Origin of the sequence: Nocardia altamirensis NBRC 108246, from assembly GCF_001612685.1 — a bacterium.
GTDB lineage: Bacteria > Actinomycetota > Actinomycetes > Mycobacteriales > Mycobacteriaceae > Nocardia > Nocardia altamirensis.
On sequence record NZ_BDAY01000126.1, the window covers coordinates 1 to 21,331 of the forward strand.

20 protein-coding genes and 1 tRNA gene are annotated in these 21,331 nt (G+C 67.1%); 7 read left to right on the forward strand and 14 right to left on the reverse strand.

Going from position 1 to position 21,331, the window contains the following annotated elements; genetic code table 11:
- Nucleotides 1-247: 247 nt before the first annotated feature.
- Nucleotides 248-1,648: a pentapeptide repeat-containing protein gene (locus tag NA11_RS42060; RefSeq protein WP_245746569.1), complete on the reverse strand. Its 1,401-nt coding sequence runs from the start codon at nucleotides 1,646-1,648 to the stop codon at nucleotides 248-250.
- A 156-nt stretch (nucleotides 1,649-1,804) separates the two neighbouring features.
- Here NA11_RS42060 and NA11_RS42065 point away from each other — a divergent pair, with 156 nt between their 5' ends.
- Nucleotides 1,805-2,209 (forward strand): hypothetical protein, encoded by a 405-nt coding sequence (locus NA11_RS42065; protein WP_069167709.1) that lies wholly within the window; start codon nucleotides 1,805-1,807, stop codon nucleotides 2,207-2,209.
- 40 nt (nucleotides 2,210-2,249) lie between these two features.
- Complete coding sequence (locus tag NA11_RS42070; protein WP_069167710.1) at nucleotides 2,250-3,185, forward strand: FAD-dependent oxidoreductase; 936 nt, start codon at nucleotides 2,250-2,252, stop codon at nucleotides 3,183-3,185.
- 44 nt (nucleotides 3,186-3,229) lie between these two features.
- Here the strand turns inward: NA11_RS42070 and NA11_RS42075 are convergent.
- Nucleotides 3,230-3,304, reverse strand: a tRNA-Gly gene (locus tag NA11_RS42075).
- 93 nt (nucleotides 3,305-3,397) lie between these two features.
- On the reverse strand, nucleotides 3,398-4,618 hold the full coding sequence (locus tag NA11_RS42080) for an MFS transporter (protein ID WP_069167726.1): 1,221 nt from the start codon (nucleotides 4,616-4,618) through the stop codon (nucleotides 3,398-3,400).
- A gap of 93 nt (nucleotides 4,619-4,711) precedes the next feature.
- Between NA11_RS42080 and NA11_RS42085 the strand changes: the two genes are divergently transcribed.
- Nucleotides 4,712-5,047 carry an ArsR/SmtB family transcription factor gene (locus NA11_RS42085; RefSeq protein WP_069167711.1) on the forward strand — a complete coding sequence of 112 codons (336 nt, stop codon included), beginning with the start codon at nucleotides 4,712-4,714 and terminating at the stop codon, nucleotides 5,045-5,047.
- A gap of 59 nt (nucleotides 5,048-5,106) precedes the next feature.
- The gene (locus NA11_RS42090; RefSeq protein ID WP_167837856.1) at nucleotides 5,107-6,639 is read left to right on the forward strand and encodes an adenylate/guanylate cyclase domain-containing protein; all 1,533 of its coding nucleotides are present in this window, start codon (nucleotides 5,107-5,109) and stop codon (nucleotides 6,637-6,639) included.
- Here NA11_RS42090 and NA11_RS42095 read toward each other — a convergent pair.
- The 4 genes from NA11_RS42095 to NA11_RS42110 form a co-directional block, all read right to left on the reverse strand.
- Nucleotides 6,604-7,899 carry a M16 family metallopeptidase gene (locus NA11_RS42095; RefSeq protein WP_069167713.1) on the reverse strand — a complete coding sequence of 432 codons (1,296 nt, stop codon included), beginning with the start codon at nucleotides 7,897-7,899 and terminating at the stop codon, nucleotides 6,604-6,606. The two genes, NA11_RS42090 and NA11_RS42095, sit on opposite strands and share 36 nt — an antisense overlap.
- An 86-nt stretch (nucleotides 7,900-7,985) precedes the next feature.
- Nucleotides 7,986-10,265, reverse strand: coding sequence for a polyribonucleotide nucleotidyltransferase (locus NA11_RS42100; protein WP_069167714.1), 2,280 nt, complete (start codon nucleotides 10,263-10,265; stop codon nucleotides 7,986-7,988).
- Between the two features lie 493 nt (nucleotides 10,266-10,758).
- Entirely contained in the window at nucleotides 10,759-11,028 is a 270-nt protein-coding gene (gene rpsO, locus NA11_RS42105; protein WP_069167715.1) for a 30S ribosomal protein S15, read from the reverse strand.
- A 152-nt stretch (nucleotides 11,029-11,180) separates the two neighbouring features.
- A complete protein-coding gene (locus NA11_RS42110; RefSeq protein WP_084655567.1) occupies nucleotides 11,181-12,152 on the reverse strand; it encodes a bifunctional riboflavin kinase/FAD synthetase in 972 nt (323 codons plus the stop codon).
- 417 nt (nucleotides 12,153-12,569) lie between these two features.
- Between NA11_RS42110 and NA11_RS42115 the strand changes: the two genes are divergently transcribed.
- Nucleotides 12,570-13,238 (forward strand): metal-dependent transcriptional regulator, encoded by a 669-nt coding sequence (locus NA11_RS42115; RefSeq protein WP_069167727.1) that lies wholly within the window; start codon nucleotides 12,570-12,572, stop codon nucleotides 13,236-13,238.
- A 4-nt stretch (nucleotides 13,239-13,242) separates the two neighbouring features.
- Here the strand turns inward: NA11_RS42115 and NA11_RS42120 are convergent, their stop codons facing one another.
- On the reverse strand, nucleotides 13,243-13,704 hold the full coding sequence (locus tag NA11_RS42120) for a MarR family winged helix-turn-helix transcriptional regulator (protein ID WP_069167717.1): 462 nt from the start codon (nucleotides 13,702-13,704) through the stop codon (nucleotides 13,243-13,245).
- 115 nt (nucleotides 13,705-13,819) lie between these two features.
- On the opposite strand from NA11_RS42120, the gene NA11_RS42125 reads away from it, so the two are divergent.
- Nucleotides 13,820-15,424, forward strand: a complete 1,605-nt coding sequence (locus tag NA11_RS42125; protein WP_245746570.1) for an MFS transporter — start codon at nucleotides 13,820-13,822, stop codon at nucleotides 15,422-15,424.
- 74 nt (nucleotides 15,425-15,498) lie between these two features.
- On the opposite strand, the gene NA11_RS42130 is transcribed toward NA11_RS42125, so the two are convergent.
- From NA11_RS42130 to NA11_RS42160, 6 genes are all read right to left on the reverse strand, one after another.
- Nucleotides 15,499-15,951: a hypothetical protein gene (locus tag NA11_RS42130; protein WP_069167718.1), complete on the reverse strand. Its 453-nt coding sequence runs from the start codon at nucleotides 15,949-15,951 to the stop codon at nucleotides 15,499-15,501.
- A 137-nt stretch (nucleotides 15,952-16,088) separates the two neighbouring features.
- Nucleotides 16,089-16,511: an EF-hand domain-containing protein gene (locus NA11_RS42135; protein ID WP_069167719.1), complete on the reverse strand. Its 423-nt coding sequence runs from the start codon at nucleotides 16,509-16,511 to the stop codon at nucleotides 16,089-16,091.
- Between the two features lie 93 nt (nucleotides 16,512-16,604).
- Nucleotides 16,605-16,997, reverse strand: a complete 393-nt coding sequence (locus tag NA11_RS42140) for a DUF4345 domain-containing protein (RefSeq protein WP_069167720.1) — start codon at nucleotides 16,995-16,997, stop codon at nucleotides 16,605-16,607.
- Nucleotides 16,998-17,852: 855 nt separating this feature from the next.
- Nucleotides 17,853-18,758: a tRNA pseudouridine(55) synthase TruB gene (gene truB, locus NA11_RS42150; protein ID WP_069167722.1), complete on the reverse strand. Its 906-nt coding sequence runs from the start codon at nucleotides 18,756-18,758 to the stop codon at nucleotides 17,853-17,855.
- Nucleotides 18,758-19,423 (reverse strand): 4'-phosphopantetheinyl transferase Npt, encoded by a 666-nt coding sequence (gene npt, locus NA11_RS42155; protein ID WP_069167723.1) that lies wholly within the window; start codon nucleotides 19,421-19,423, stop codon nucleotides 18,758-18,760. The genes truB and npt overlap by 1 nt, the downstream gene beginning before the upstream one ends.
- A gap of 71 nt (nucleotides 19,424-19,494) precedes the next feature.
- Entirely contained in the window at nucleotides 19,495-20,451 is a 957-nt protein-coding gene (locus NA11_RS42160) for a metallophosphoesterase family protein (protein WP_141718153.1), read from the reverse strand.
- Between the two features lie 126 nt (nucleotides 20,452-20,577).
- On the opposite strand from NA11_RS42160, the gene NA11_RS42165 reads away from it, so the two are divergent.
- Nucleotides 20,578-20,997, forward strand: coding sequence for a hypothetical protein (locus NA11_RS42165; protein WP_069167725.1), 420 nt, complete (start codon nucleotides 20,578-20,580; stop codon nucleotides 20,995-20,997).
- The last annotated feature ends 334 nt before the right edge of the window (nucleotides 20,998-21,331 follow it).

The following is a 21,331-nucleotide window of genomic DNA, read 5'->3' on the forward strand; positions in this document are numbered from 1 at the left end:
ACGGTAGGGGTGCGGATTTCGGTGGTGAGGCACGCCTAGCCCATGGTTGCGGGTCTCGGGTAGGTCCGCGATCCCGATATGTGGGATCAGAAAGGTGGGTTTCGCGGTGAGGGGGCACTGGCGGCGGAGGCTTCTCGGGCGATGCCGCCGTCAGTGCCCCATGATCAACCGACCAGCTCCTGAATCGGTGCGAATCCACAGCAAAGCCCCAGATTTCGGCTGGCAAGGCGGGGTGGGCCCGTAATCCCTAGTCGTCGGGGGGTTCTGGGGGCCAGGGGTTGGGTTTGATGTTGGCTGGTTTGCGGGTGGGGATGTCGTCCCAGTCGAAATGGGTGCCGACCCAGGCTTTGGGGCGGTCGAAGGTGACTTCGGCGGCGGTGAAGCGGGTGCCGACGAAGGTGATGTCGCCGAAGAAGTCGGCTTCGGTGAAGTCGACCGAGCGGCCGGCGAGGGTGGTGCCCGCGAAGCTGACGGTGCCGTGGAATTCGGCGCCGCGGAAGTCGGTTTCGCGGGTGCCGCGGCCGCGGATGCGCGGTTGGGTGCCGATTTTGGTTTCGTCGAAGGCGACGGTGCCTGCCTCGAATTGGGTGCCTGCGAAGGTGATTCGTGGACTGGAGATCTCGGCACCGGTGAAGGCGAGGTGCTGGCCGTCCAGGGTGGCGCGTTCGAACGAGGTGAGCTCGGCTTGGAAGGTGGTGTCCTGGAAGGAGGTTCGGGCACCAGTGCAGCGGGTTTCGATGAAGGTGGTGCGCGGGCCGACGAAGGTGGCCTGTTCGAAGGACACCGAGCAGTCGAAGTGCGCGCCGTCGAAGGTGGTGCCATGGCCGACACGCTCGACCTTCTCGACCCGGGTCGAGCCGAAGTGTGCGTGGTCGAACAACGCTGGGCCGCCTTCGAACCGCGCCTCCCGGAAGGTCAGGTGCGGTCCGGCGAAGATCGCGTGCTCGAAAGTCGTGCGCCCGATGAAGACCGCGCGGGCGAACGAGGTGTGTTTGCCCGCGAACACCGCCGACCGGAAGTCGGCGCGCTCGAACACGGCGTTGTTGAGGTTGAAGTCGTAGTAGGACCAGGAGATGTCGGCCGAACGCTTCAGATGGTCGGCGATCACCTTGACGATGGTGCGCCGCACCTCGCGGTCGTTCTGCCGGAACTGGTAGACCCGCTCCACCTTCAGCCCGGAGTCGTCCACGGTCTCTGCCTGCGACACAAGGTGATTGGCGCCGGCGACCGGATCGTAGGGCAGCCGGAGGTAGCCGCACAGCACGTCGATGCACTGCTGGCGCCGAGCGGTTCGGAACTCGTCGGCCAGCCCGGCCATCGCGTACACCCCGGCGATGCGGACCGCGACATCACCGTCGCCGAGTTGCCGCGACGCCGACCCGAACAGTTCGGCGAACCGTCCACGTTCGAGGTCGCGCTGCCGTCGATAGGCCACCACCAGCGCGACGACGGCGCCGACACCGGCAGCTACCGCCAGCGCGATCTTGGTGAGATCCAGCTGATTGGGCGTCTCCGCCTTCGCCCCGAAGGCCAACCACAGCAGCCACCAGGTGAGGGCCGCGATACCGAGTCCGCAGACAACCGCCACCAGCACCGCAAGCAGCAATGCCGCGCGGTGCAGTCGGTCGCCCAACCTCCCCCATCGCATTAGCGCATGGTAGCCGGATTGCCGCCCCGCCACTACCGGACAAGATCGGCTACTCCTGCGCCCCAAACTATTTCGAATGTCCCCTACCGCTGACCGGAATCAGCTGCCACCGCGTGTCTGAGCTGCGGTGACCTGCCGCTCGAGTACCCTGCGGGCATGCCTGATACCGATGCGCTCGACCCGGAGGCCGAGGTCGTGGCCGTGCACCAGTTGCTGGCGACATGGCTGGGGACCGACGCGAAACCGGAGGTGCTCGAGCGCTTCGCCGCGACCCAGCACGACACCTTCTCGATGGTGACCACGGCAGGCACCCGGATGAGCCAGTCCGAGCTGCTGGCCGGACTGCGCCGGGCAGGCAATTCCCGGCCCGGCCTCGATATCGAGATCTCCGAGGTCGAGGTGCTGCTCGCGGAGGGGCAGGTCACGGTGGTGCGCTTCCTGGAACGGCATCACTTCGACGGAAAGCACAGCGACCGCTGGACAACCGCGGTCATGACCGCAGAGTCGGCGCCGCCCCGTTTCCGGTGGCGGGCACTGCACGAGACCCAGACCACCGACTGAAGCTCGCCGCCACCGCACATTCCTGAGTACGGTCGCGCTCATGGCGAATGATGTGTTGGTGCTCGGGGCCGGGGTGATCGGCCTGACGACGGCGGTGTGTGTGGCGGAGGCCGGTCATCGGGTCCGGGTGTGGGCGGAATTGCTGCCTGCAGAAACCACGTCGGCGGTGGCGAGCGGACTGTGGTGGCCGGGTTTCACACCGCGGGATCTGGCGTGGAGCCGGGTGTCGTTCGCCGAGTTGTCCCGGTTGGCCGAGCGGGGTGAAGGGGGCGTCCATTTCGAACGCGGCCTGCAGTTTTCGGATCTTTCCGCTGAGCCGCCGTCGTGGCTGAACGAGCTGGTCGACGCGCGGATGTGTCCGCAGGACGAGGTGCCAGACGGCATGCTGTCCGGATTGCGATGCACGGCACCGATGATCGATCTACCGCGCTATCTGCGCTACCTGACGGACCGGCTGGCCGCGGCAGGTGTCGAGATCGAGCAGCGCGCGGTGCGTGATCTCACCGAGGCGACGGCCGCCGCGCCGGTCGTGGTGAACTGCACGGGTGTTGCGGCGGGCGCCCTGGTCGGAGACGCCGACGTGCAGCCGGTGCGTGGCCAGCATGTGATCGTGCGCAATCCCGGCATCACCGACTTCTATGCCGAGATGGTGTCGAATCCCGAATGGACGGCGTTCTTTCCGCACGGCGACCGGCTGATCCTCGGTGGCGCACGCCACGAAGGACGCTGGGACATGGCACCGGACATGGATCTTGCCGAGCGCATCCTCAGCCGTGCCATCAAGGTGGAGCCGCGGCTCGCCGATGCGGAGGTGATCGGCCACGAGGTCGGCCTGCGCCCCGGGCGCGCGGTTGCGCGGCTGGACGAAGAGCGCATCGACGACACGAGGGTTGTGCACAACTACGGCCACGACGGCAAGGGCGTCAGTCTTTCCTGGGGCAGCGCCCGCGAGGTGGTGGATCTGCTGGCCGACTGAGTGCCGGAAATGCGAAACCCCGGCACCGAGGTGCCGGGGTTTCGTGGAGCGGATGACGGGATTTGAACCCGCGACCCTCACCTTGGCAAGGTGATGCGCTACCACTGCGCTACATCCGCATTCGCGTCTCGGGTGATCCGTGGCGCGAGAGGAAACTTTAGCGGATCCCCGACGGAAAATGCTAATCCGTGCTTGCGGAGCGCCGGGTGAGCTCAGGCGGCCTGCCTCGCCACCGCGCGGTTGCGGCGGATACCGAGTCCGGCGGCAGCCAAGCAGGCCAGCGCGACCACGACGACGAACCACGGGAACACCGCACTCAAGCTCCATGTGGTGGCGGCCCACCCGGCAAGGATGGTCGGCAGCGCCATCGCCGTGTAGGCGAGCAGGTAGTACGCCGACATGGTCTCGCCTCGTTTGTGTTGCGGCACAACCTCGGACAGGTGCCGCAGCGAGCCGCCGAAGCCGAGGCCGAAGGTCGCGCCGAGCAGCACGCCCGCCGCCAGCACCAGGATCCAGTTGCCGGTGTGCAGTGCGGGCACGGTGAGCAGCAACGCGATCGCCATGCCGATGTCGCCGACGATCGCCGCGCGCCGGGCGGGGATCGCGGTCGCGAACAGCTGCGAGGTGGCCCCTGCCACCGCGGTCGAGGCGACCACCGCGCCGCCGAAAACCAGGTTGTGGATGCCGGTTTCGGCGGAGGCCAGCGACGGGTACAGCGACAACAAAACGCCGAGCACCGACCAGGCCGCCATCACGCCGAGTGCCGAGAACCAGAAGTCGCCGCGGATCTCTTGCGGTACAGATGGTTTCGCGATCCGGATACGACCGGCGATGCGGGCCGTGTGCGGCTCCTCCAGCGCGATGATCCCGATCCCGATGAGCAGGCACACGACAGTGATGACCACGTACGGCGTGCGCAACGGATGCGGCGCGTACTGCGCAAGCAGCGCCGAACCCAGAATCGCCACGGCCATACCGACATTGAATGCCACGCCGCTGAGCTGGCCGGATCGCGCACCGTGCTTGGGCCGCAGGTCGAGCAGCGCCGCCGCGCCCGCGACCACGGTCGCGCCGACCGCGAATCCGTGCAGCGCTCGTGCGAGCAGCAGCTTCGCGACGTTGTCGGCGAGCAGGAATACCGCGAGTCCTGCGATCATCGTCACAAAGGCGCCGAGCAGGACCGGCTTGCGGCCGACCACGTCCGAGATCTTGCCGGACACCAGCACCGCGACCAGCGCCGCGAACGCGTACACCGCGAACACGAAGGTCGTCGTCAACGGCGTGAAATGCCATTCCTGCTGATACATGCCGTAGAGCGGGGCCGGAACGCCGGACACTCCGAGCGCGACCCCGCTGGCGGCGAGCACCAGCGCGTACGCCCACCGCTGCGTTGTCCGCTCGCTGGTTTCCGGCATCGCTACCGTCGCTGCCATCGAAACTCCGATCGGGTAGGTTTGATACTGATCGAACCGAATCCGACGATACATCCGGTACGAAGATCATCAAACCCCGGAGTGAGGTAGATCATGACTGAAACTAAAGAAGCAGCCGCCGACGCCCCACCGGTGGCCGCGCTGCCCGCCGTGCTCGCCGCACTCCAGGACCCCATCCGGCTGGAGATGGTGCGCAGGCTGAGCAACGCGGGCGCGGGCACCGCAGTACGCTGCAACTCGCTCTACGACGTGATCAACAAGTCAACGGCGACACACCATTTCAAGATTCTTCGCGAAGCCGGTGTCATCGAACGAGTCATCGTCGACGGCCAGATCTGGCAACGCCTCCGCGCCGCGGACGTCGAGTCGGCACTACCCGGCCTGCTGCCCTCCGTCGTCGAGGCCGCGAACCGCGCCAGCACGGAGTAGCCCCCGGTCAAGGGTTGCCAGTGAGTAGCCATGCGGCTCGATAGAGGATGATCGAGCAGATGGCGCGTAGAAACGAGGTCATGTTCGCGAAGCGGGCTCTGGCCCTGCTTCCGATCGTCGGTTGTCTCGCAGGCCCGGTTGCCACGCTCTTCACGCTCCTCTTCACCTCGATGCCGTTCGGCACCCTGTGCCTCGTCGCGGCCTTGTCCGTGATCGTCTACGGAGCCGATTCGCTCCTCTGGATCCGCGCGACTCGCGCGCCACTGCGCGCTCTCGACATCTGGGACAGCGCACGCACGCCGGCCAATGCCGCCCTTGCCTGGCCCGCGGTCGCGGATCTGCCGTTGGCGCCGTTGCGGCAGCGACGAACCTACATCGTGATGTTCGCGCTGTTCGTGGCATGGAACAGCCTCGGTGTCCGCCTCCTCGGCCTGCCCCCGCAGGACTTCCTGCTGTTCCTCCCCGGATCCGTACTGGGGTGGACCTACTGGCTGGCGATACGGTTCCTGCTCACAGAGTTGCTGATCCGCCCGGTCCTGACCGAGATCAGCGCCGCGCTTCCGAACGGCGCAGGCACACCCGTCGCGTCCATCAGCCTGAATCAGCGCCTGGTGGCTGCGGTCGCCGGAACCATCCTGCTCGCCGGGACCGTCGTCGCGGGCATCGTTGGCCCGGGCACCGTCACGACCCTCGTGATCGGGATCGGCGCGTCCTGCGCGATCGCCGTCATCACGAGCTGGTCGGTGGCACTGCTGGCCAACTCGATCACCTCGCCTATCGCGCAGGTGCGCCTCGCTGCCGAACGCATCGGCGACGGCGATCTGACAACTCGGGTGCCGATCGTCTCGACCGATGAGGTCGGTGTGCTTGCGCGCGCATTCAACACCATGGCCGACGGACTGCGGGAGCGCGAACGCATCCGCACCGCGTTCGGGACCTACCTGGATCCCGCTGTCGCCGAACACATCCTGCGCGAAGGTCCGTCGTTGACCGGTGCGGAGGTCGAGGTCACCGCCATGTTCCTGGACGTGCGCGGCTTCACCGGCTACGCCGAACGACATCCGGCCCGTGAAGTGGTGGCCAGACTCAACGACCTGTTCGAGCTCGTCGTGCCGATCGTGCGCGGCCACAGCGGGCACGTCGACAAATTCGTCGGCGACGGCCTGCTTGCCGTCTTCGGTGCGCCGGTGCCCTGCCACGATCATGCCGATCGGGCATTGGCCGCAGCGCTCGACATCGTCGCGGCGGTGCACCGAACACCTGGTCTCGAATTCGAGATTGCCATGGGCCTGAACTCCGGCCGGGTGATCGCCGGGAACATCGGCGGCGCAGGACGATTCGACTACAGCGTGATCGGTGACGCGATCAATGTCGCGGCACGCGTCGAGGCGGCGACCAGGGGTACCGGCGATACCGTCCTGCTCAGCGAGCAGACCCGCAGGCTGCTGCGCGCCGAGCACGGCAACCTGATCGCCCGGCCCGGAATCCGCCTGAAGGGCAAGTCCGCACCGGCGACGCTGTACGCACCCATCCTCAGCACTCGAAGGACCGAACGCTCAGTCGTCGACCATCCGCCGCACCGCGGCGGGTAGTTCCCGAGTTCGCTTGTACGGCCCCGCAACCGACACCCCGTACGGGCGGGCAAGCAACGTGGCCGCGACCGCGGACACCTCATCGGTGGTGACGGCATCGATGCGGGCCAGGGTCTCCGACACACTGCGATGGTTGCCGTAGCTGAGTTCGCTGCGGCCGATCCGATTCATCCGGGACGCGGAATCCTCCAGACCGAGGACCAGGCCGCCACGCAGCGAACCCTTCGCCCTGGCACATTCGGCATCGGAAATGCCGTTGGCCGCAACCTCTTCGAGCACGCCGCGCGCCAAACTCGCCACCTTGCCGAGGTTTTCGGGCTGGCAGCCGATGTACACCGAGAACGCGCCGGTATCGGCGAAGGTGTCCACGCTGGAGTACACCGAATACGCGAGCCCGCGTTCCTCCCGAATCGCTTGGAACAGGCGGGAACTCAGCCCACCACCGACCACGGTGTTGAGCACGGAGAGCGGCCAGCGCCGCTCCCCCTCGTGCCGCCCGAACGCGCGCACCCCGAATGCCAAATGCGCCTGCTCACTGTCGCGGTGACTCCAGTGCAGCTCGGGTGGGCTCATCGGCCGAAACCGGCCCTCGCGCCGCTTGGCGGGCGTCGCCGTGGGATCCAGCCGATTCTCGAACGCCCGATGCACCAGCTCCACCGTGTGATCGTGTTCCACATTGCCCGCCACCGCGACGACCATCCGGTCCGGCCGATAACGCCGCAGATGGAAGCCGCGCAACTGCGGCGCCTGCATCGATTCGATGGATTCGATGGAGCCGATCACCGGCCGCCCGATCGGATGATCACCGAACAGCGCGGACAGGAACGCGTCGCCGACCAGGTCCTCCGGGTCGTCGTCACGCATGGCGATCTCTTCGAGCACCACCTGCCGTTCCACGTCGACATCGACCGGACGGCACAGCCCGTTGAGCACCACGTCGGAAACCATGTCCACGGCCAACGGCAGATCCTCGTCGAGGACGTGCGCGTAATAGCAGGTCTGCTCCTTCGCGGTGAACGCGTTGAGCTCGCCACCCACCGCGTCCATCGCCTGCGCGATATCCAGCGCGGTACGCGTCGGAGTCGCCTTGAACAGCAAGTGTTCCAGGAAATGCGCGGCACCGGCGACGGTAGGACCCTCGTCACGGGAGCCGACGCCCACCCAGACACCGATCGATGCCGATCGCACGCCGGGCACGTGCTCGGTCACCACGCGCAGCCCGCCGGGTAGCACGGTGCGCTGTACGCCAGGATCGGTCATGTCGGCCCGCAGCTCCAGAGACGAACCCCCCTGCTCGCGGCGGAGCAGAGGGGTTGTGGTCTTCTTCGTCGTCACAGAGACAAGTACTACTCTGCCCCCGCCGCGCCCGCATCAACGGTCTCGACTTCGGCAGGCTCTTCGGCGTTCTCCTCCACCGGAACCAGCGAGATCTTGCCGCGGTTGTCGATGTCGGCGATCTCGACGCGCAGCTTGTCGCCGACGTTCACCACGTCTTCGACCTTCGCGACGCGCTTGCCGTTGCCCAGCTTCGAGATGTGCACCAGGCCGTCGCGACCCGGCAGCAGCGAGACGAACGCGCCGAAGGCGGTGGTCTTGACGACCGTGCCGAGGAAGCGCTCGCCGACCTTCGGCAGCTGCGGGTTCGCGATGGCGTTGATCTGGTCGATCGCCGCCTGCGCCGCAGGGCCGTTGGTCGCACCGACGTAGACCGTGCCGTCGTCCTCGATCGAGATGTTGGCGCCGGTCTCCTCGGTGATCTGGTTGATCACCTTGCCCTTGGGGCCGATGACCTCGCCGATCTTGTCGACCGGGATCTTGATCGCGGTGACGCGCGGCGCGTACTGGCTCATCTCGTCCGGGGTCGAGATGGCCTCGGCCATGACCTCGAGGATGGTCGCGCGTGCGTCGTGCGCCTGGCTCAGCGCACCGGCCAGCACCTGCGAGGGGATGCCGTCCAGCTTGGTGTCGAGCTGCAGCGCGGTGACGAACTCGGCGGTGCCCGCGACCTTGAAGTCCATGTCGCCGAAGGCATCCTCGGCGCCGAGGATGTCGGTCAGCGCGACGTAGCGCACCTCGTCCTCGCCCTGGTCGTTGGTCACGGTGTCGGACACGAGGCCCATCGCGATGCCCGCGACCGGCGCCTTCAGCGGCACACCGGCGTTCAGCAGCGCCAGCGTCGAGGCGCAGACCGAGCCCATCGAGGTGGAACCGTTGGAGCTCAACGCTTCCGAGACCTGACGGATGGCGTACGGGAACTCTTCCTGGCTCGGCAGCACCGGCATCAGCGCGCGCTCGGCCAGTGCGCCGTGGCCGATTTCGCGGCGCTTCGGCGAACCGACACGACCGGTCTCACCGGTGGAGTACGGCGGGAAGTTGTAGTGGTGCATGTAGCGCTTGCTGGTCTCCGGGCCGAGCGAGTCGACCTGCTGGGCCATCTTCACCATGTCGAGGGTGGTGACGCCGAGGATCTGCGTCTCGCCACGCTCGAACAGCGCCGAACCGTGCGCCCGCGGCACCACGGCAACCTCGGCGGACAGCGCGCGGATGTCGGCGAGGCCACGGCCGTCGATGCGGAACCCGTCGGTCAGAATGCGCTGGCGCACAAGCTTCTTGGTGACCGAGCGGAACGCGGCACCCAGTTCCTTCTCCCGGCCGACGAAGTCGTCGCCGAGGCGGGAAAGCACGTCGACCTTGATCTCGTCGATCTTGGTCTCGCGCTCCTGCTTGTCGGCGATCGACAGCGCCTCGCCGAGCTCACGCTTGGCGGTGCCCTCGACGGCCTCGTAGACATCGGCCTCGTACGGCGGGAACAGCGGGAACTCGCCGGTCGGCTTGGCGGCCAGCTCGGCGAGATCGGCCTGCGCCTTGCAGAGGCGGGCGATGAACGGCTTGGCGGCCTCGAGGCCCTCGGCCACCACGGCCTCGGTCGGCGCCTGCGCGCCACCCTCGATCAGCGCGATGACCTTGTCGGTGGCCTCGGCCTCGACCATCATGATCGCGACGTCACCGGACTCGACCACGCGGCCCGCGACGACCATGTCGAACACGGCGCCCTCGAGCTGCTCGACGGTCGGGAACGCGACCCACTGGCCCTCGATCAGCGCGACACGCACGCCGCCGACCGGGCCGGAGAACGGCAGACCGGCGATCTGGGTGGACGCGGAGGCGGCGTTGATGGCCACCACGTCGTACAGGTCGTTGGGGTCGAGGCTCATCACCGTGACGACGACCTGGATCTCGTTACGCAGGCCGTCGACGAAGGACGGGCGCAGCGGGCGGTCGATCAGGCGGCAGGTCAGGATCGCGTCGGTGGAGGGGCGGCCCTCGCGACGGAAGAACGAGCCGGGGATGCGGCCCGCGGCGTACATGCGCTCTTCGACATCGACCGTCAGCGGGAAGAAGTCGAACTGGTCTTTGGGGTGCTTGCCCGCGGTGGTGGCGGACAGCAGCATGGTCTCGTCGTCCAGGTAGGCCACGACCGAACCGGCGGCCTGACGGGCCAGACGGCCGGTCTCGAAGCGGACAGTACGGGTGCCGTAGCTGCCGTTGTCGATCAGCGCGACGGATTCGAACACACCGGGCTCGACCTCGACGGCCGAGGACTTGCGTTCAGTTGTTTCGGACATTCTCTTCTCTCAACCTCTCGTCTTCGCCGGATCGAGCGCCCAATGGCGCGATCCGGCTCTTCGTCAGCCGCACCGGGTACGGACATGCGGCAACCCTCGTGGCTGCGGCACGCACACCCGGCCGAATCCCCTTGGATCACGGCGACGCGGAGGCGGTCATCGATCGAAGCCCGCCGGCGGTCTATCCCCTGCCGGGAGGCCACTACCGAAGACCGACGCCACGCGGGCGGGTGCTTACGGCTGTGCAATGTTGTCGTGTGGTGGGGCTCACCCACCGGGCTGTTGCCCATATACACGAATAGCCAACGGGGAGATTGTACGTCTCCCCGTTGGCCGAGCTTCGAGGGCCTCAGGTAAACGGTGACCGGGTCGATACGAGCCGAACCCGATCAGCACGTGCGAGGCTTTCGAGCGCCGTTCGCGGCCTGTCTCGTTGCCGAGTGGCCACAGCGCATGCGACGTGGTCGCTGGTCGCGCCGAAGGCGCGGCCAAATTACCGCCGCAGGCCGAGGCGCTCGATCAGCGAACGGTAGCGCTGGATGTCGTTGGCGGCCAGGTACTTCGAGAGCCGACGACGACGGCCGATCAGCGCGAGCAGGCCGTGGCGGGTGTGGTGATCGTGCTTGTGCGTCTTCAGGTGCTCGGTGAGGTCGGAGATCCGCTTGGACAGCAGCGCGATCTGGGCCTCCGGCGAGCCGGTGTCCTTCTCGTGCAGGCCGTATTCCTTGAGAATTGCCGACTTCTGCTCAGTGGTCAGAGCCATGGGGCATCCACTTCCTATTTCAGTGCCGCGCTCGAATTTCCGGTTACCCGGGCCGGGTGCCGCCGCGGACCGCAGCAAACCCGAGGGTCTACCTTACCGGACCGGGCACGACGAACCGAATCGCGGTCGCCTCGCCCGGTCGGCGGTGGTTTCTAGCCGCCGTCGATAGCGGCCAGCACCTTTCTGGCGTTCTCCACATCGCGGCCCATCGTTTCGATGAGCTCGTCGACCGAGTCGAATTTGCGCTGGCCGCGGAGGTGGTCGACGAAATCGACCGCGACATGCTGGCCGTACAGGTCGGCCTCGCCGTCGAGCACGTAGGCCTCGACGGTGCGGGCGCGGCCGGAGAAGGTGGGGTTGGTGCCGACCGAGATCGCGGCCATCGCCCGCTCGCCCGGCGTGACGGTGCCGATGGTCGGGCCGGGGCCGAGCACGGTGAACCAGCCCGCGTACACGCCGTCGGCCGGGATCGCGGCGTGCATCGGCGGTGCGACGTTCGCGGTCGGGAAGCCGAGCTGGCGGCCGCGGCCGTCACCGTGCACCACCACGCCCTCGACCCGGTGCGGGCGGCCGAGCGCTTCGGCCGCCGCGGCCATGTCGCCCGCGTCGACGCAGGCCCGGATGTAGGTGGAGGAGAAGGTGACCGCGTGCTCGCCGAGCAATTTCACGCCGTCGACCTCGAAGCCCCAGCGGGTGCCGAGTTCCCGCATGGTGTCGATGGTGCCTGCGGCCTTCTTGCCGAAGGTGAAGTTGTCGCCGACCACGACCTCGGTCACATGCAGTCGCTCGACGAGCAGATCGTGCACGTACCGCGCGGGGGTCAGCTTCATGAACGCCTGGGTGAACGGCATGACGCAGAACACGTCGACGCCGAGTTCCTCGGCCAGCTCGGCCCGGCGGGTCAGCGTGGTCAGCTGCGCCGGATGCGAGCCGGGTCGCACCACCTCCATCGGGTGCGGGTCGAAGGTCATCAGCACCGCGGGAACCCCGCGTGCCGCAGCGGACTTCACCGCTCTACTGATCAACTGCGCGTGGCCGCGGTGCACGCCGTCGAACACACCGATCGTGAGGACACATCGGCCCCAGTCCGCGGGTACATCGTCGAGACTTCGCCATCTCTGCACAGTCCGCAGCCTACGCAAATGAGGTTGCGAACAGTATTCGGGCTCGCAACGTCTCTGGGCGGTGCACACGGTCCACCGGGCCTGACGCGCACGCCGTTGCGTTGGACCGCCTGTCGTGCGCGGTCCCTGCGTGGTGACGCTGTGTGCTGCCGCCTCCGGACCTACACTCCCGCCGCTGTGCTCGATCGGCGTCGTGCGCGGTCCTTTCGCGGTGACGCTGCGCACGCCGCTGTGTCACGCAACGCTTCCGGTGTTGTGTACGCCTGATGAATCCCTGGTTCCACTGTGCGGCGAGCTGTGTCATTCGGGTGCCATGTGCTTAAGCTCGAGTATGTGCCCGGTAAACGAGACATCGCCACTCGACGCGAGCTAGCCGACGCCACCGCGCCGAACCAGGCCGGCGGCAGCACCGCGACGATCGCGCCGGTGCTCTCCTCGGTCGCGCAGGACTATCTCAAGGTGATCTGGACCGCGACGGAATGGTCGCAGGAGAAGGTGTCGACCAAGCTGCTCGCCGAGCGGATCGGAGTGTCGGCGTCCACCGTGTCCGAGGCGGTGCGCAAGCTCGCCGACCAAGGGCTGGTCGAGCATGCCCGCTACGGGTCCATCACCCTCACCGAGGGCGGTCGCCTCGCCGCGATCGCGATGGTGCGCAGGCATCGGCTGATCGAGACGTTCCTGGTGAACGAGCTCGGCTACGGCTGGGACGAGGTGCACGACGAAGCCGAAGTGCTCGAACATGCCGTCTCCGAACTGCTTGTTTCGCGGATCGACGCGAAACTCGGCTACCCCGACCGTGATCCGCACGGCGACCCCATTCCGTCGGTAGACGGCGCCGTGCCGACGCCACCGGCCAGGCAGCTCAGCGACTTCCACGCGAACGAATCCGGCCGCGTCGCCAGGATCTCCGACTCGGACCCGGACATGCTCCGCTACTTCGACTCGGTCGGCATCGCGCTCGACACCAGCATCACCGTCGTCGAACGCCGAGACTTCGCGGGCACCATCGCGATTCGCATCGGCGCCGCCGAAACGCCGACCGATCTCGGCAGGCCTGCCGCGGAAGCGATCTGGCTCACCACCTGATCTTTCAGTCGGCGAGCTGATCGTCGATCGTGCCGCGCAGGCGGGTCACCAGATCTTCGAACTGCCGCAACAACTCCGGGGAATACTCGGCAAGGATCGTCTCCTGCCGAGTGTTCAACGGTCCGAAGAATTCCTGTGCGAGCCCAACGACCGCGGGGCTGGTGCGCAGCGTGACGACGCGGCGATCGGTGTGCTCACGGGTTCGGGTGAGGTACCCGGCCCGTTCGAGGCGATTCAGCAGCGCCGTCATCGCGCCGGAGGTCAGGGTGATGCGCTTGCCGAGCAGCGCAGGCGACAGCGGGGCGCCCGATACCTCGGCCGCGGAGATTTCCAGCAGCGCGAACGCGTCGGTGGTATGCACGCCGAGGGCCTCGGCGAAGCGGCGGCCGAGTTCGGTGAAACCCGCACCGTAGGAGATCAAGCCCGCGATCAGTCTTTCCCGTTGTGCCGCAATGCCTTCGGGCATTCGTATGCCTCCTCGTCCACTCACCCGCCGCCGCACGGCACCCGGTCGTCCGGATTGACAACCTACCTCGGCGCGATTTACCTTCATGATGAAGTTACTTTACGATGGAGGTAAATTGCTCACCGACTCGCCCTCCCCACGCCGATGGTTCGGCCTCGTCGCTGTCTCACTCGGCGTCGCCCTGATCGTCGTCGACCTCACCATCGTCAACGTGATCCTCGCGCCGATCATCGACGACCTCTCCATCAACTCGACCGAGGCGCAATGGATTCAGGAGTCCTACGCGATCGTGTTCGCGGCACTGCTGCTGCTTACCGGTAGGCTCGCCGACTTATACGGGGCCCGAAGGCTTTTCGTGATCGGACTGGCCATCTTCGGCGCGACCAGTTTGCTCGCAGCGATCGCGCCGACCGGGGAATTGCTGATCCTGGCGCGGTTTCTGCAAGGCATCGGCGGCGCGCTGATCCTGCCGTCCTCGCTGACCTTGGTGAACGCGACCTTCACCGGAAAGGCGCGCGGCCGGGCCTTCGCGATCTGGGGGTCGACCATCGGCGCGGCCGCAGCAGTGGGTCCACTGCTCGGCGGCTGGCTTGCCGACTTCTCCTGGCGGTGGGCGTTCGGGGTGAATATTCCACTGGTGCTGGTGATCACGGTGGGCGTGCTGCGTTTCCTGCCCGTCGCGCCGCGCCGACGGGGTGGCGTCGATGCGCTCGGCGCGCTGCTCTCGGTACTCGGTCTCGGACTGCTGGCGTATGCGCTGATCGAAGGCAGGGCGCACGGCTGGTTGCGCATCACCGAACCCCTGACCATCGGTGGATTCACCTGGCGCAGTGGACCTTCCCCGGTCTTGGTGGCGATTGTCGGCGCCGCGCTCTTGTTGGTGCTGTTCTGGCGTCGACAGTCGATGCTTGGCCGCACCGGCGGTCAGCCGTTGATGGACGCGCGCCTGTTCGGCATCCCGTCGTTCCGCGCAGGGAACGTGGTCACCGTGCTGGTCGGCCTCGGTGAGTTCGGGATCATCGCCGTCCTGCCGCTGTGGTTGCAGTTCGCGTTGGGCTACAGCGCTTTCCAAGCAGGACTCGCCCTGGTTGCCCTTGCGGTCGGCAGTTTCTGCGCCAGCGGAGCGAGCTTCGCGATGACCACCTCCGCGCTCGGCCTGGTGCGCATCGGGCTACTAATGGAAGCAGCAGGACTCGTGCTACTCGGCCTCACCGCCGCCACCGACACCGCCTGGTGGACGATCGCGATCAGCCTGTTCCTCTACGGCATCGGTGTCGGCTTCGCCACCGCGCAGGTGACCAATGTGGTCCTCACCGATGTTCCCGTCGAATCCGCGGGGCAAGGCTCCGGGATCCAGAGCACCGCACGCGAACTCGGCGCCGCACTGGGCATCGCCGTGCTGACCACCGTGTTCTTCAGCACGCTCACCTCGGGCCTGCGCGAACGCCTCACCGACAGTGGCTATCCGGCCGCCGAGTCCGACCAGCTCAGCGACATGGTCACGCACAGTGCGGGATCCGTCGTCCCCGCCCTGGCCGCAGATCCCCGCACCGCCCCTGTTGCCGACGCGGCCCGCTCGGCCATGGCCACCGGACTCGAAATCTCCAGCTACGCCTGCGCCGCACTGCTGGTCCTGGCGTTGGCGGCCACCGCATTCCTCCGGAGTGCCCCGGAGCCGTCGACCGATGCCCCAGTCGCTTCGGGCGCCGGAATCGGCTGAGTGGCTCGCGCAGGTCGGCGTTGCGGCGCCGACCTGCCGCGACCTATCCCGTCTTATCGGCCAATGATTTCGGCTCAGCAGGCGATGAAGTACTCCTGGTAGCGGGCCGGTGCGCCGTCCGCTGCGGCCTTGGTCCAGCAGACGTCGTGCGGGAAGGCGACGTAGGTGGCCCAGCGGTCGGCAACCTTGTGCACGATGCGGAGCGTGTCGCCGGGGACGTCCCAGCCGATCACCGCCCAGGTGCCGTCACAGTCGGAGACCGTGGCGTTCTCGTTGCCGAGACCACCGATGTCGTCGAGGTCCTGCGCGATCGCTTGCGGAGCACACCCCGGTGGCAGATTTTCCGGCGCAGGGTTGCCGGGCGGTGGATCCCCGACCGGCGGCGCAACCGAACTCGGCAGACCGGCCTGTGAGGCAACGGGACTCGGCAGCGGCGTCGCTGCGGGTTGGTCACCTCCGCATCCAGAAGCCGTCATCACTACCGAGACAAGAACAATCGCGCCGAACACGACATCGCGAGCCTTCATCGCCCCACCTCCCAATCAGGACACCAAGTTACTCCCCTGATCACTCGAGGTCGCCCATTGTTACCGCAGGTAAACCTTGCTACCGCGCAACTTCCAGCCCCCGCGCGACAACGCAGATCACAGGCCCGTGGTGTTGATCAGCGGGAGAGGAAGTCGAGGAGCGTGCGGAATTCTGGGAGGGAGAGGTAGCCGTCGTCATCTTGGTCGGCGGCGGCCAGGAGAACGTCGGCGGGCTCATCGATGCGGCCCGCGCCGACATGCCGGATGAGGGATTCGAGTTCCTCGACCGAGATGCGGCCGTCCTGGTTGGTGCCGAAGACCTTGAAAGCGGCGTCGGCGTCGGTCACTTCGATCCGGCCGCCGACCAGTGCGGCATCGAATTCGGCACGGGAAACCAGGAAGTCGCCGTTGGTGTCGGCGGCGGCGACCATGCGCTCGACCGCCTCGTCGTCTACGTCGAGGCCGAGGGCGCGGATGCCGCTGGTGATGTCGGCGACCGAGACGAGGCCGTCCCCGTCGCGGTCCCACAACTCGAAGGTGTCGACCGGTTCGTCACTCATTGCGCACTGCCTCCCACTGCCGCCGGTTCGCGCGGCCAGTGCACACTGTACGGATTTCGTTGCCACCGAGCAGCTCTGAGCCGAACCCGCAGTTCAGGCGGGCACTGCGGCACGCTTTTCATCGGCGGCGGCGAGCCACAGGTACACAGGCGGGAGGACGATTTCGAGCGCGATCAGGACGATCTGGAACCAGTGCGGCCAGCCGTAGACGGCGATGGAGATGAGCCGACCGACGGCGCCGAGGAGAAAGATCCCGGCGAGCCAGCGGATGAGGGTTGCGGGGATCGGAGACTGACGCGCCGCCCAGATCCAGGCGACGCCGTAGCCGAGGAAGATCGCGCCGAAAAACCGGGTTTGACTGTCCGCGGTGACGCCGGAGTCGCCCATGTCGGGGATGCCGTCGATGCCCGCCGCCAGGTGCAGGATGCCGATCGCCACGCAGGCGTACCCCATCACCAAGGACAACCATTTGAGTGCTGCGGCCATGCGTTCCTCCCCTGGGTTCAGTGAATCCCACTGGCGCGCTACCGAATCCAGCGATCGCCAGTTAGTCGACGTGCTGCCTGTCCACAGATACTACAACCCATAGTAGACAAACGTCGACCCTCAGCACAGCATCAAAACGCGGGTTGTTTCGGGTGAGGGGGCACTGGTGTAAGTGGCTTCTCGCGCGATGCCGCCACCATTGCCCCATGATCTTGGTGTCCGCGTGGTTGCTGATCGTGTTGGGGAGGCCCAGTGAGATCGGAACGCTCGCTACGGTGGCTGGTGGCTGGTGGCTGGTGGCTGGCGGCTGGCGGTGAGGGGCGGTTGCGGGTCGCGGGAGCGCGGTGCCTGCGAGCCGAGCGCGAGCTCAGCTGCGCCTGGCCACCGGCGCCATCACGCGGCCTATCAGCCAGCCGTCCTCGCCGACCGGACAGCCAAACGCCATGGGCGGCCGCCGCAGGAGCGCCAGCTGGCGCGCGGTACCGCGAACCAAGCCGCAAGCTCAACTGCCACCGGCCACCAGCGCCATCGCGCGGCCTATCAGCAGGCCGTTCCCGCTGACCGGACAGCCGAACGCCATGGCGGCCGCGGGAGCGCCAACTCGCGTGCGGTCGATACCGCGGACCGAACCGCAGCTCAGCTGCGTCTGGCCACCGGCGCCGTCGCGCGGTCTGTCGGCGGGACCGTTCTCGCTGACCGGACAGCCAAACGCCATGTGCGGCTGCGGGAGCTGCCAGCCGGCTGGCAGTGCAGCCGGTACCGAGCCGCGGGCTCAGCTGCGCCTGGCTCTGGGGACCGGGGAAATCGAGCAGTTCCCGGCCGTGATCACGGCATTCGCGCCGTGCGAGCGCGGCCCTACAGGTTGGACGGGCGGACGACCATCACCGATGCGGCACGCTTGCCGCTCTCCTGCAGGAGTGCGATGGCTCGGCCCTGCGGGTCGATGGCCGCGTAGACGCCGCCCAGACCGATGGGCTCCAGCCAGCGACCGTTGCGGAGGTCGTCGGCCTGGGTGTCGTCGATGTCCCGGTGCGGGAACGCGGTTCGGACGGCGTCGTCCATGTCCAGGCTGAGCATGACGGCGTCGGATTCGGCCGCGGTCGCCAATTCGGCAAGGGTGCGGGCATGTTCGAGAGTGAACGGGCCGACCCTGGTGCGGCGCAAGGCCGTCAAGTGTCCGCCGACGCCGAGCGCGGCGCCGAGGTCACGGGCCAGGGCGCGAACGTAAGTGCCGGAAGTACATTCGACGACCACGTCGAGGTCGACGAAGGCACCGTCCTCGACGTTGCGGCGCGCAAGGATATCGAAGCGGGAAACGGTGACCGGGCGGGCCGCCAACTGCACCTCTTCGCCGGCGCGGTGCCGGGCATAGGCGCGTTCGCCGTCCACCTTGATCGCGCTCACAGTGGCAGGCACCTGCTCGATGTCGCCCGTGAGTTTCGCTGTGTGCCCTGCGATATCGGCATCGGTGAGCGATAAGGCCGGTGCCGTCGAGAGGACCTCGCCCTCGGCGTCATCGGTGGTGGTGGCCTGGCCGAGTCGAATAGTCGCGGTATAGGCCTTCGTGGTCAACGTGAGCAGGCCGAGCAACTTGGTGGCCCGTTCCACGCCGAGCACCAGCACGCCCGTAGCCATCGGATCGAGGGTGCCCGCGTGCCCGATCTTCCTGGTGTGCAGCAGTTTCCGGCACTTCGCGACGACATCGTGACTGGTCATCCCGCCGTCCTTGTCGACGATCAGCAGCCCGCCGAGACCGTCCATCAGGCGTGCACGATCGCGGTGAGGATGAACCCGTCGGCGATCATCCACCGACCGTCGAACGAAACCAGCGGCGCGCCACCGTCGTTCGTCTGCCCGGGCACCAGCAGCTTGCTGTGGAAAGTGCCGTGGCCGGAATCGGCGGAGCTGTCCTTGATCTCGAAGGTGATGTGCGCATCCTCGAAGCCGAGCCAACGCGACGTCAACGGCCACCACGCTTTGAACGTGGCTTCCTTGGCGCAGAACAGCAACCGATCCAGGTGCAGCGACGTAGTGGTCCGCAGCCATTCCCGTTCCGGGGGCAGGCTCACCGAATCGAGCACACCTTCGGGCAGCACCGCGTGCGGCTCGGCGTCGATCCCGACCGAACGGAACCGCATCTTGTGCGCCAGCGCCGCGGCCCGATACCCGTCGCAGTGCGTCATGCTGCCGACGATCCCGCGCGGCCAGATCGGCGCACCGCGCTCCCCCTTGCCGATCGCCACCGGCGGCTCGCCGAGCTCTTCCAGCGCGAGCCTGGCGCAATACCTGGCGCCGATGAAGTCCCGACGCCGCTTCTCCACCGCCTTCGCGATGAGATGCTCCTCCGCCGGATGCGCCTTCAGGTCCTCCGGGTAGTCCAGCAGCTCAGCCGACGCCACACCGGCGGGCAGAATGTTCTCGATCATCAGCGACGAGCCTAGTCGAGGTCGTCATCGCGCCCCACGAGTCCCTGCTCACGCAGGCCCCCGCCGACCGATCACCTGCTACGGCGACGCTCCGCTTTGGCGCGCATTTCCGCGGCCGCCGCTTCCATTTCCGGGGTGACCTGGAAGTGGCCGCCCCACTTGTTCAAGCTGCCCGGCGGGTACTCCGGGGCCGGGAGGATCTGGCGGAGCAGACGTTCCGGGAGACCGCGACGCTGCCATTCGCGCGGATAACCGAGCGAGACCTCCTCGAACCGGACACCGTCGTAGTACGACGTGCGCGGAATGTGCAGGTGGCCGTACACCGAGCAGACCACGTTGTAGCGGGTGTGCCAGTCGGCAGTCAGTTCGGTGCCACACCAGAGCGCGAACTCGGGATAGAACAGCACGTCGGTGGGCTGGCGCACCATCGGGAAATGGTTGATCAACACCAGCGGTGTGCCTTCGGGCAGCGCGTCGAGTTTGCGCTTGGTCACCTGCACGCGGGCGTGGCACCACGCGTCACGGGTCAGGTAGGGATCCGGGGACAGCAGGTATTCGTCGGTGGCGACCACGTTGCGGTCTCGCGCGATCGCGAGTCCCTCGGCTTTGGTGGTCGCGCCCTCGGGCAGGAACGAGTAGTCGTAGAGCAGGAACAGCGGCGCCAACGTGACCGGCCCGCCGTACTCCTCCGCGCCCGCACCGGTCCACACGGGGAACGGATCTTCGGGGGTGAGCACATCGAGGTCGCGGCAGATCGACACAAGATAGTCGTAGCGGGCGGCGCCGGTCATCTGCACCGGGTCCTTCGCCGTCGTCCACAGTTCGTGGTTGCCCGGCACCCAGATCACCTTGGCGAACCGGCCGCGCAGCAACTCCAGCGCCCACCGAATATCGTCGGTCTTCTCCCCCACGTCCCCGGCCACGATCAGCCAGTCCTCCGGCGAGTCGGCGTGGATCTGCTCGACGACCGGCCGATTCCCCTGGTGCCCGACATGAATGTCGCTCACCGCCATCAACTTGGGTATCACCACACCCACCTTGGCACAACCGCACCGGTTCGCGCCCGGCACCCCGTCGCGAGCGGCCGCTGTGCAGGTGCGCACCGATCCAGAAATCCGGTGAAGCCGAGGACACCAGCCGGTAGGTTGCAGCGCATGATCGCACGCAGCACGTTCCGAGGGTTTGTCGCGGCATCATCGACCGCGGCAGCCATTGTCGCCGCTTCCGGCCCTGCCGGAGCAACCATCGTTCCCCCGAGTAGCGCGACCATCCAAGTCTCCGGTGAGACGATCACCGCAACACTGACCCAGATCAGCACCGATCTCGCAGGCGGCACCGTGCAGTGCACGCTGCTGGTCGACGCCGCGAACGCACTCTCCGGCCGCGACCCCGCCCCAGCGAACTTCACCTTGAACATCAAGGTCCCCGAAGGCGACCACTTCGCCATCACCTACTGCGCCGATTTCCCCGCCGACTCCGACACGCCAAGCTCCTACCCGACGCTGGCGTGCGCCAAAGTGAACGTGCCCGCCGGGACGGTGGAGTCGTTACCACCCGACAAGTGCTACGCGTAGCGAAGCCGACCACGACACCGAAACCCCGGGCGATACCCGGGGTTTCGTGCGCTATCGCGTCGTATGGCTCGGCAGGTCCACCCCCTGCGTTCCATCCCCACCCACCGCCATGTCCCGTTCCGTGAGAAGCACTCTTACGAGTTGTTGGACCGTTGACGGGAGAGAAATGGTTGCTCACCGCCGTTGAGCGGAGTCATATGGTTGCAACACGCCGTGCGACACGCACCATTTCTCTCCCGTCAACTTTCCAAGATCACTTCCCGAAGATCTTTGAACCGGACCACAGCCAAGTAACCCGGCTGGAACCAGAGAACCCGTGACCGACTGCGGAGGT

Bases quoted from the DNA above. Each gene is read 5' to 3' on its own strand.
- NA11_RS42130 (WP_069167718.1), bottom strand. From the start codon at position 15,951: ATGAAGGCTCGCGATGTCGTGTTCGGCGCGATTGTTCTTGTCTCGGTA.
- npt (WP_069167723.1), bottom strand. From the start codon at position 19,423: ATGATCGAGAACATTCTGCCCGCCGGTGTGGCGTCGGCTGAGCTGCTG.
- NA11_RS42100 (WP_069167714.1), bottom strand. From the start codon at position 10,265: ATGTCCGAAACAACTGAACGCAAGTCCTCGGCCGTCGAGGTCGAGCCC.
- NA11_RS42120 (WP_069167717.1), bottom strand. From the start codon at position 13,704: ATGCCCGAAGGCATTGCGGCACAACGGGAAAGACTGATCGCGGGCTTG.
- NA11_RS42060 (WP_245746569.1), bottom strand. From the start codon at position 1,648: ATGCGATGGGGGAGGTTGGGCGACCGACTGCACCGCGCGGCATTGCTG.
- NA11_RS42140 (WP_069167720.1), bottom strand. From the start codon at position 16,997: ATGGCCGCAGCACTCAAATGGTTGTCCTTGGTGATGGGGTACGCCTGC.
- NA11_RS42135 (WP_069167719.1), bottom strand. From the start codon at position 16,511: ATGAGTGACGAACCGGTCGACACCTTCGAGTTGTGGGACCGCGACGGG.
- NA11_RS42095 (WP_069167713.1), bottom strand. From the start codon at position 7,899: ATGACCGATCCTGGCGTACAGCGCACCGTGCTACCCGGCGGGCTGCGC.
- truB (WP_069167722.1), bottom strand. From the start codon at position 18,758: ATGGACGGTCTCGGCGGGCTGCTGATCGTCGACAAGGACGGCGGGATG.
- NA11_RS42065 (WP_069167709.1), top strand. From the start codon at position 1,805: ATGCCTGATACCGATGCGCTCGACCCGGAGGCCGAGGTCGTGGCCGTG.
- NA11_RS42070 (WP_069167710.1), top strand. From the start codon at position 2,250: ATGGCGAATGATGTGTTGGTGCTCGGGGCCGGGGTGATCGGCCTGACG.
- NA11_RS42080 (WP_069167726.1), bottom strand. From the start codon at position 4,618: ATGGCAGCGACGGTAGCGATGCCGGAAACCAGCGAGCGGACAACGCAG.
- NA11_RS42090 (WP_167837856.1), top strand. From the start codon at position 5,107: ATGGCGCGTAGAAACGAGGTCATGTTCGCGAAGCGGGCTCTGGCCCTG.
- rpsO (WP_069167715.1), bottom strand. From the start codon at position 11,028: ATGGCTCTGACCACTGAGCAGAAGTCGGCAATTCTCAAGGAATACGGC.
- NA11_RS42085 (WP_069167711.1), top strand. From the start codon at position 4,712: ATGACTGAAACTAAAGAAGCAGCCGCCGACGCCCCACCGGTGGCCGCG.
- NA11_RS42165 (WP_069167725.1), top strand. From the start codon at position 20,578: ATGATCGCACGCAGCACGTTCCGAGGGTTTGTCGCGGCATCATCGACC.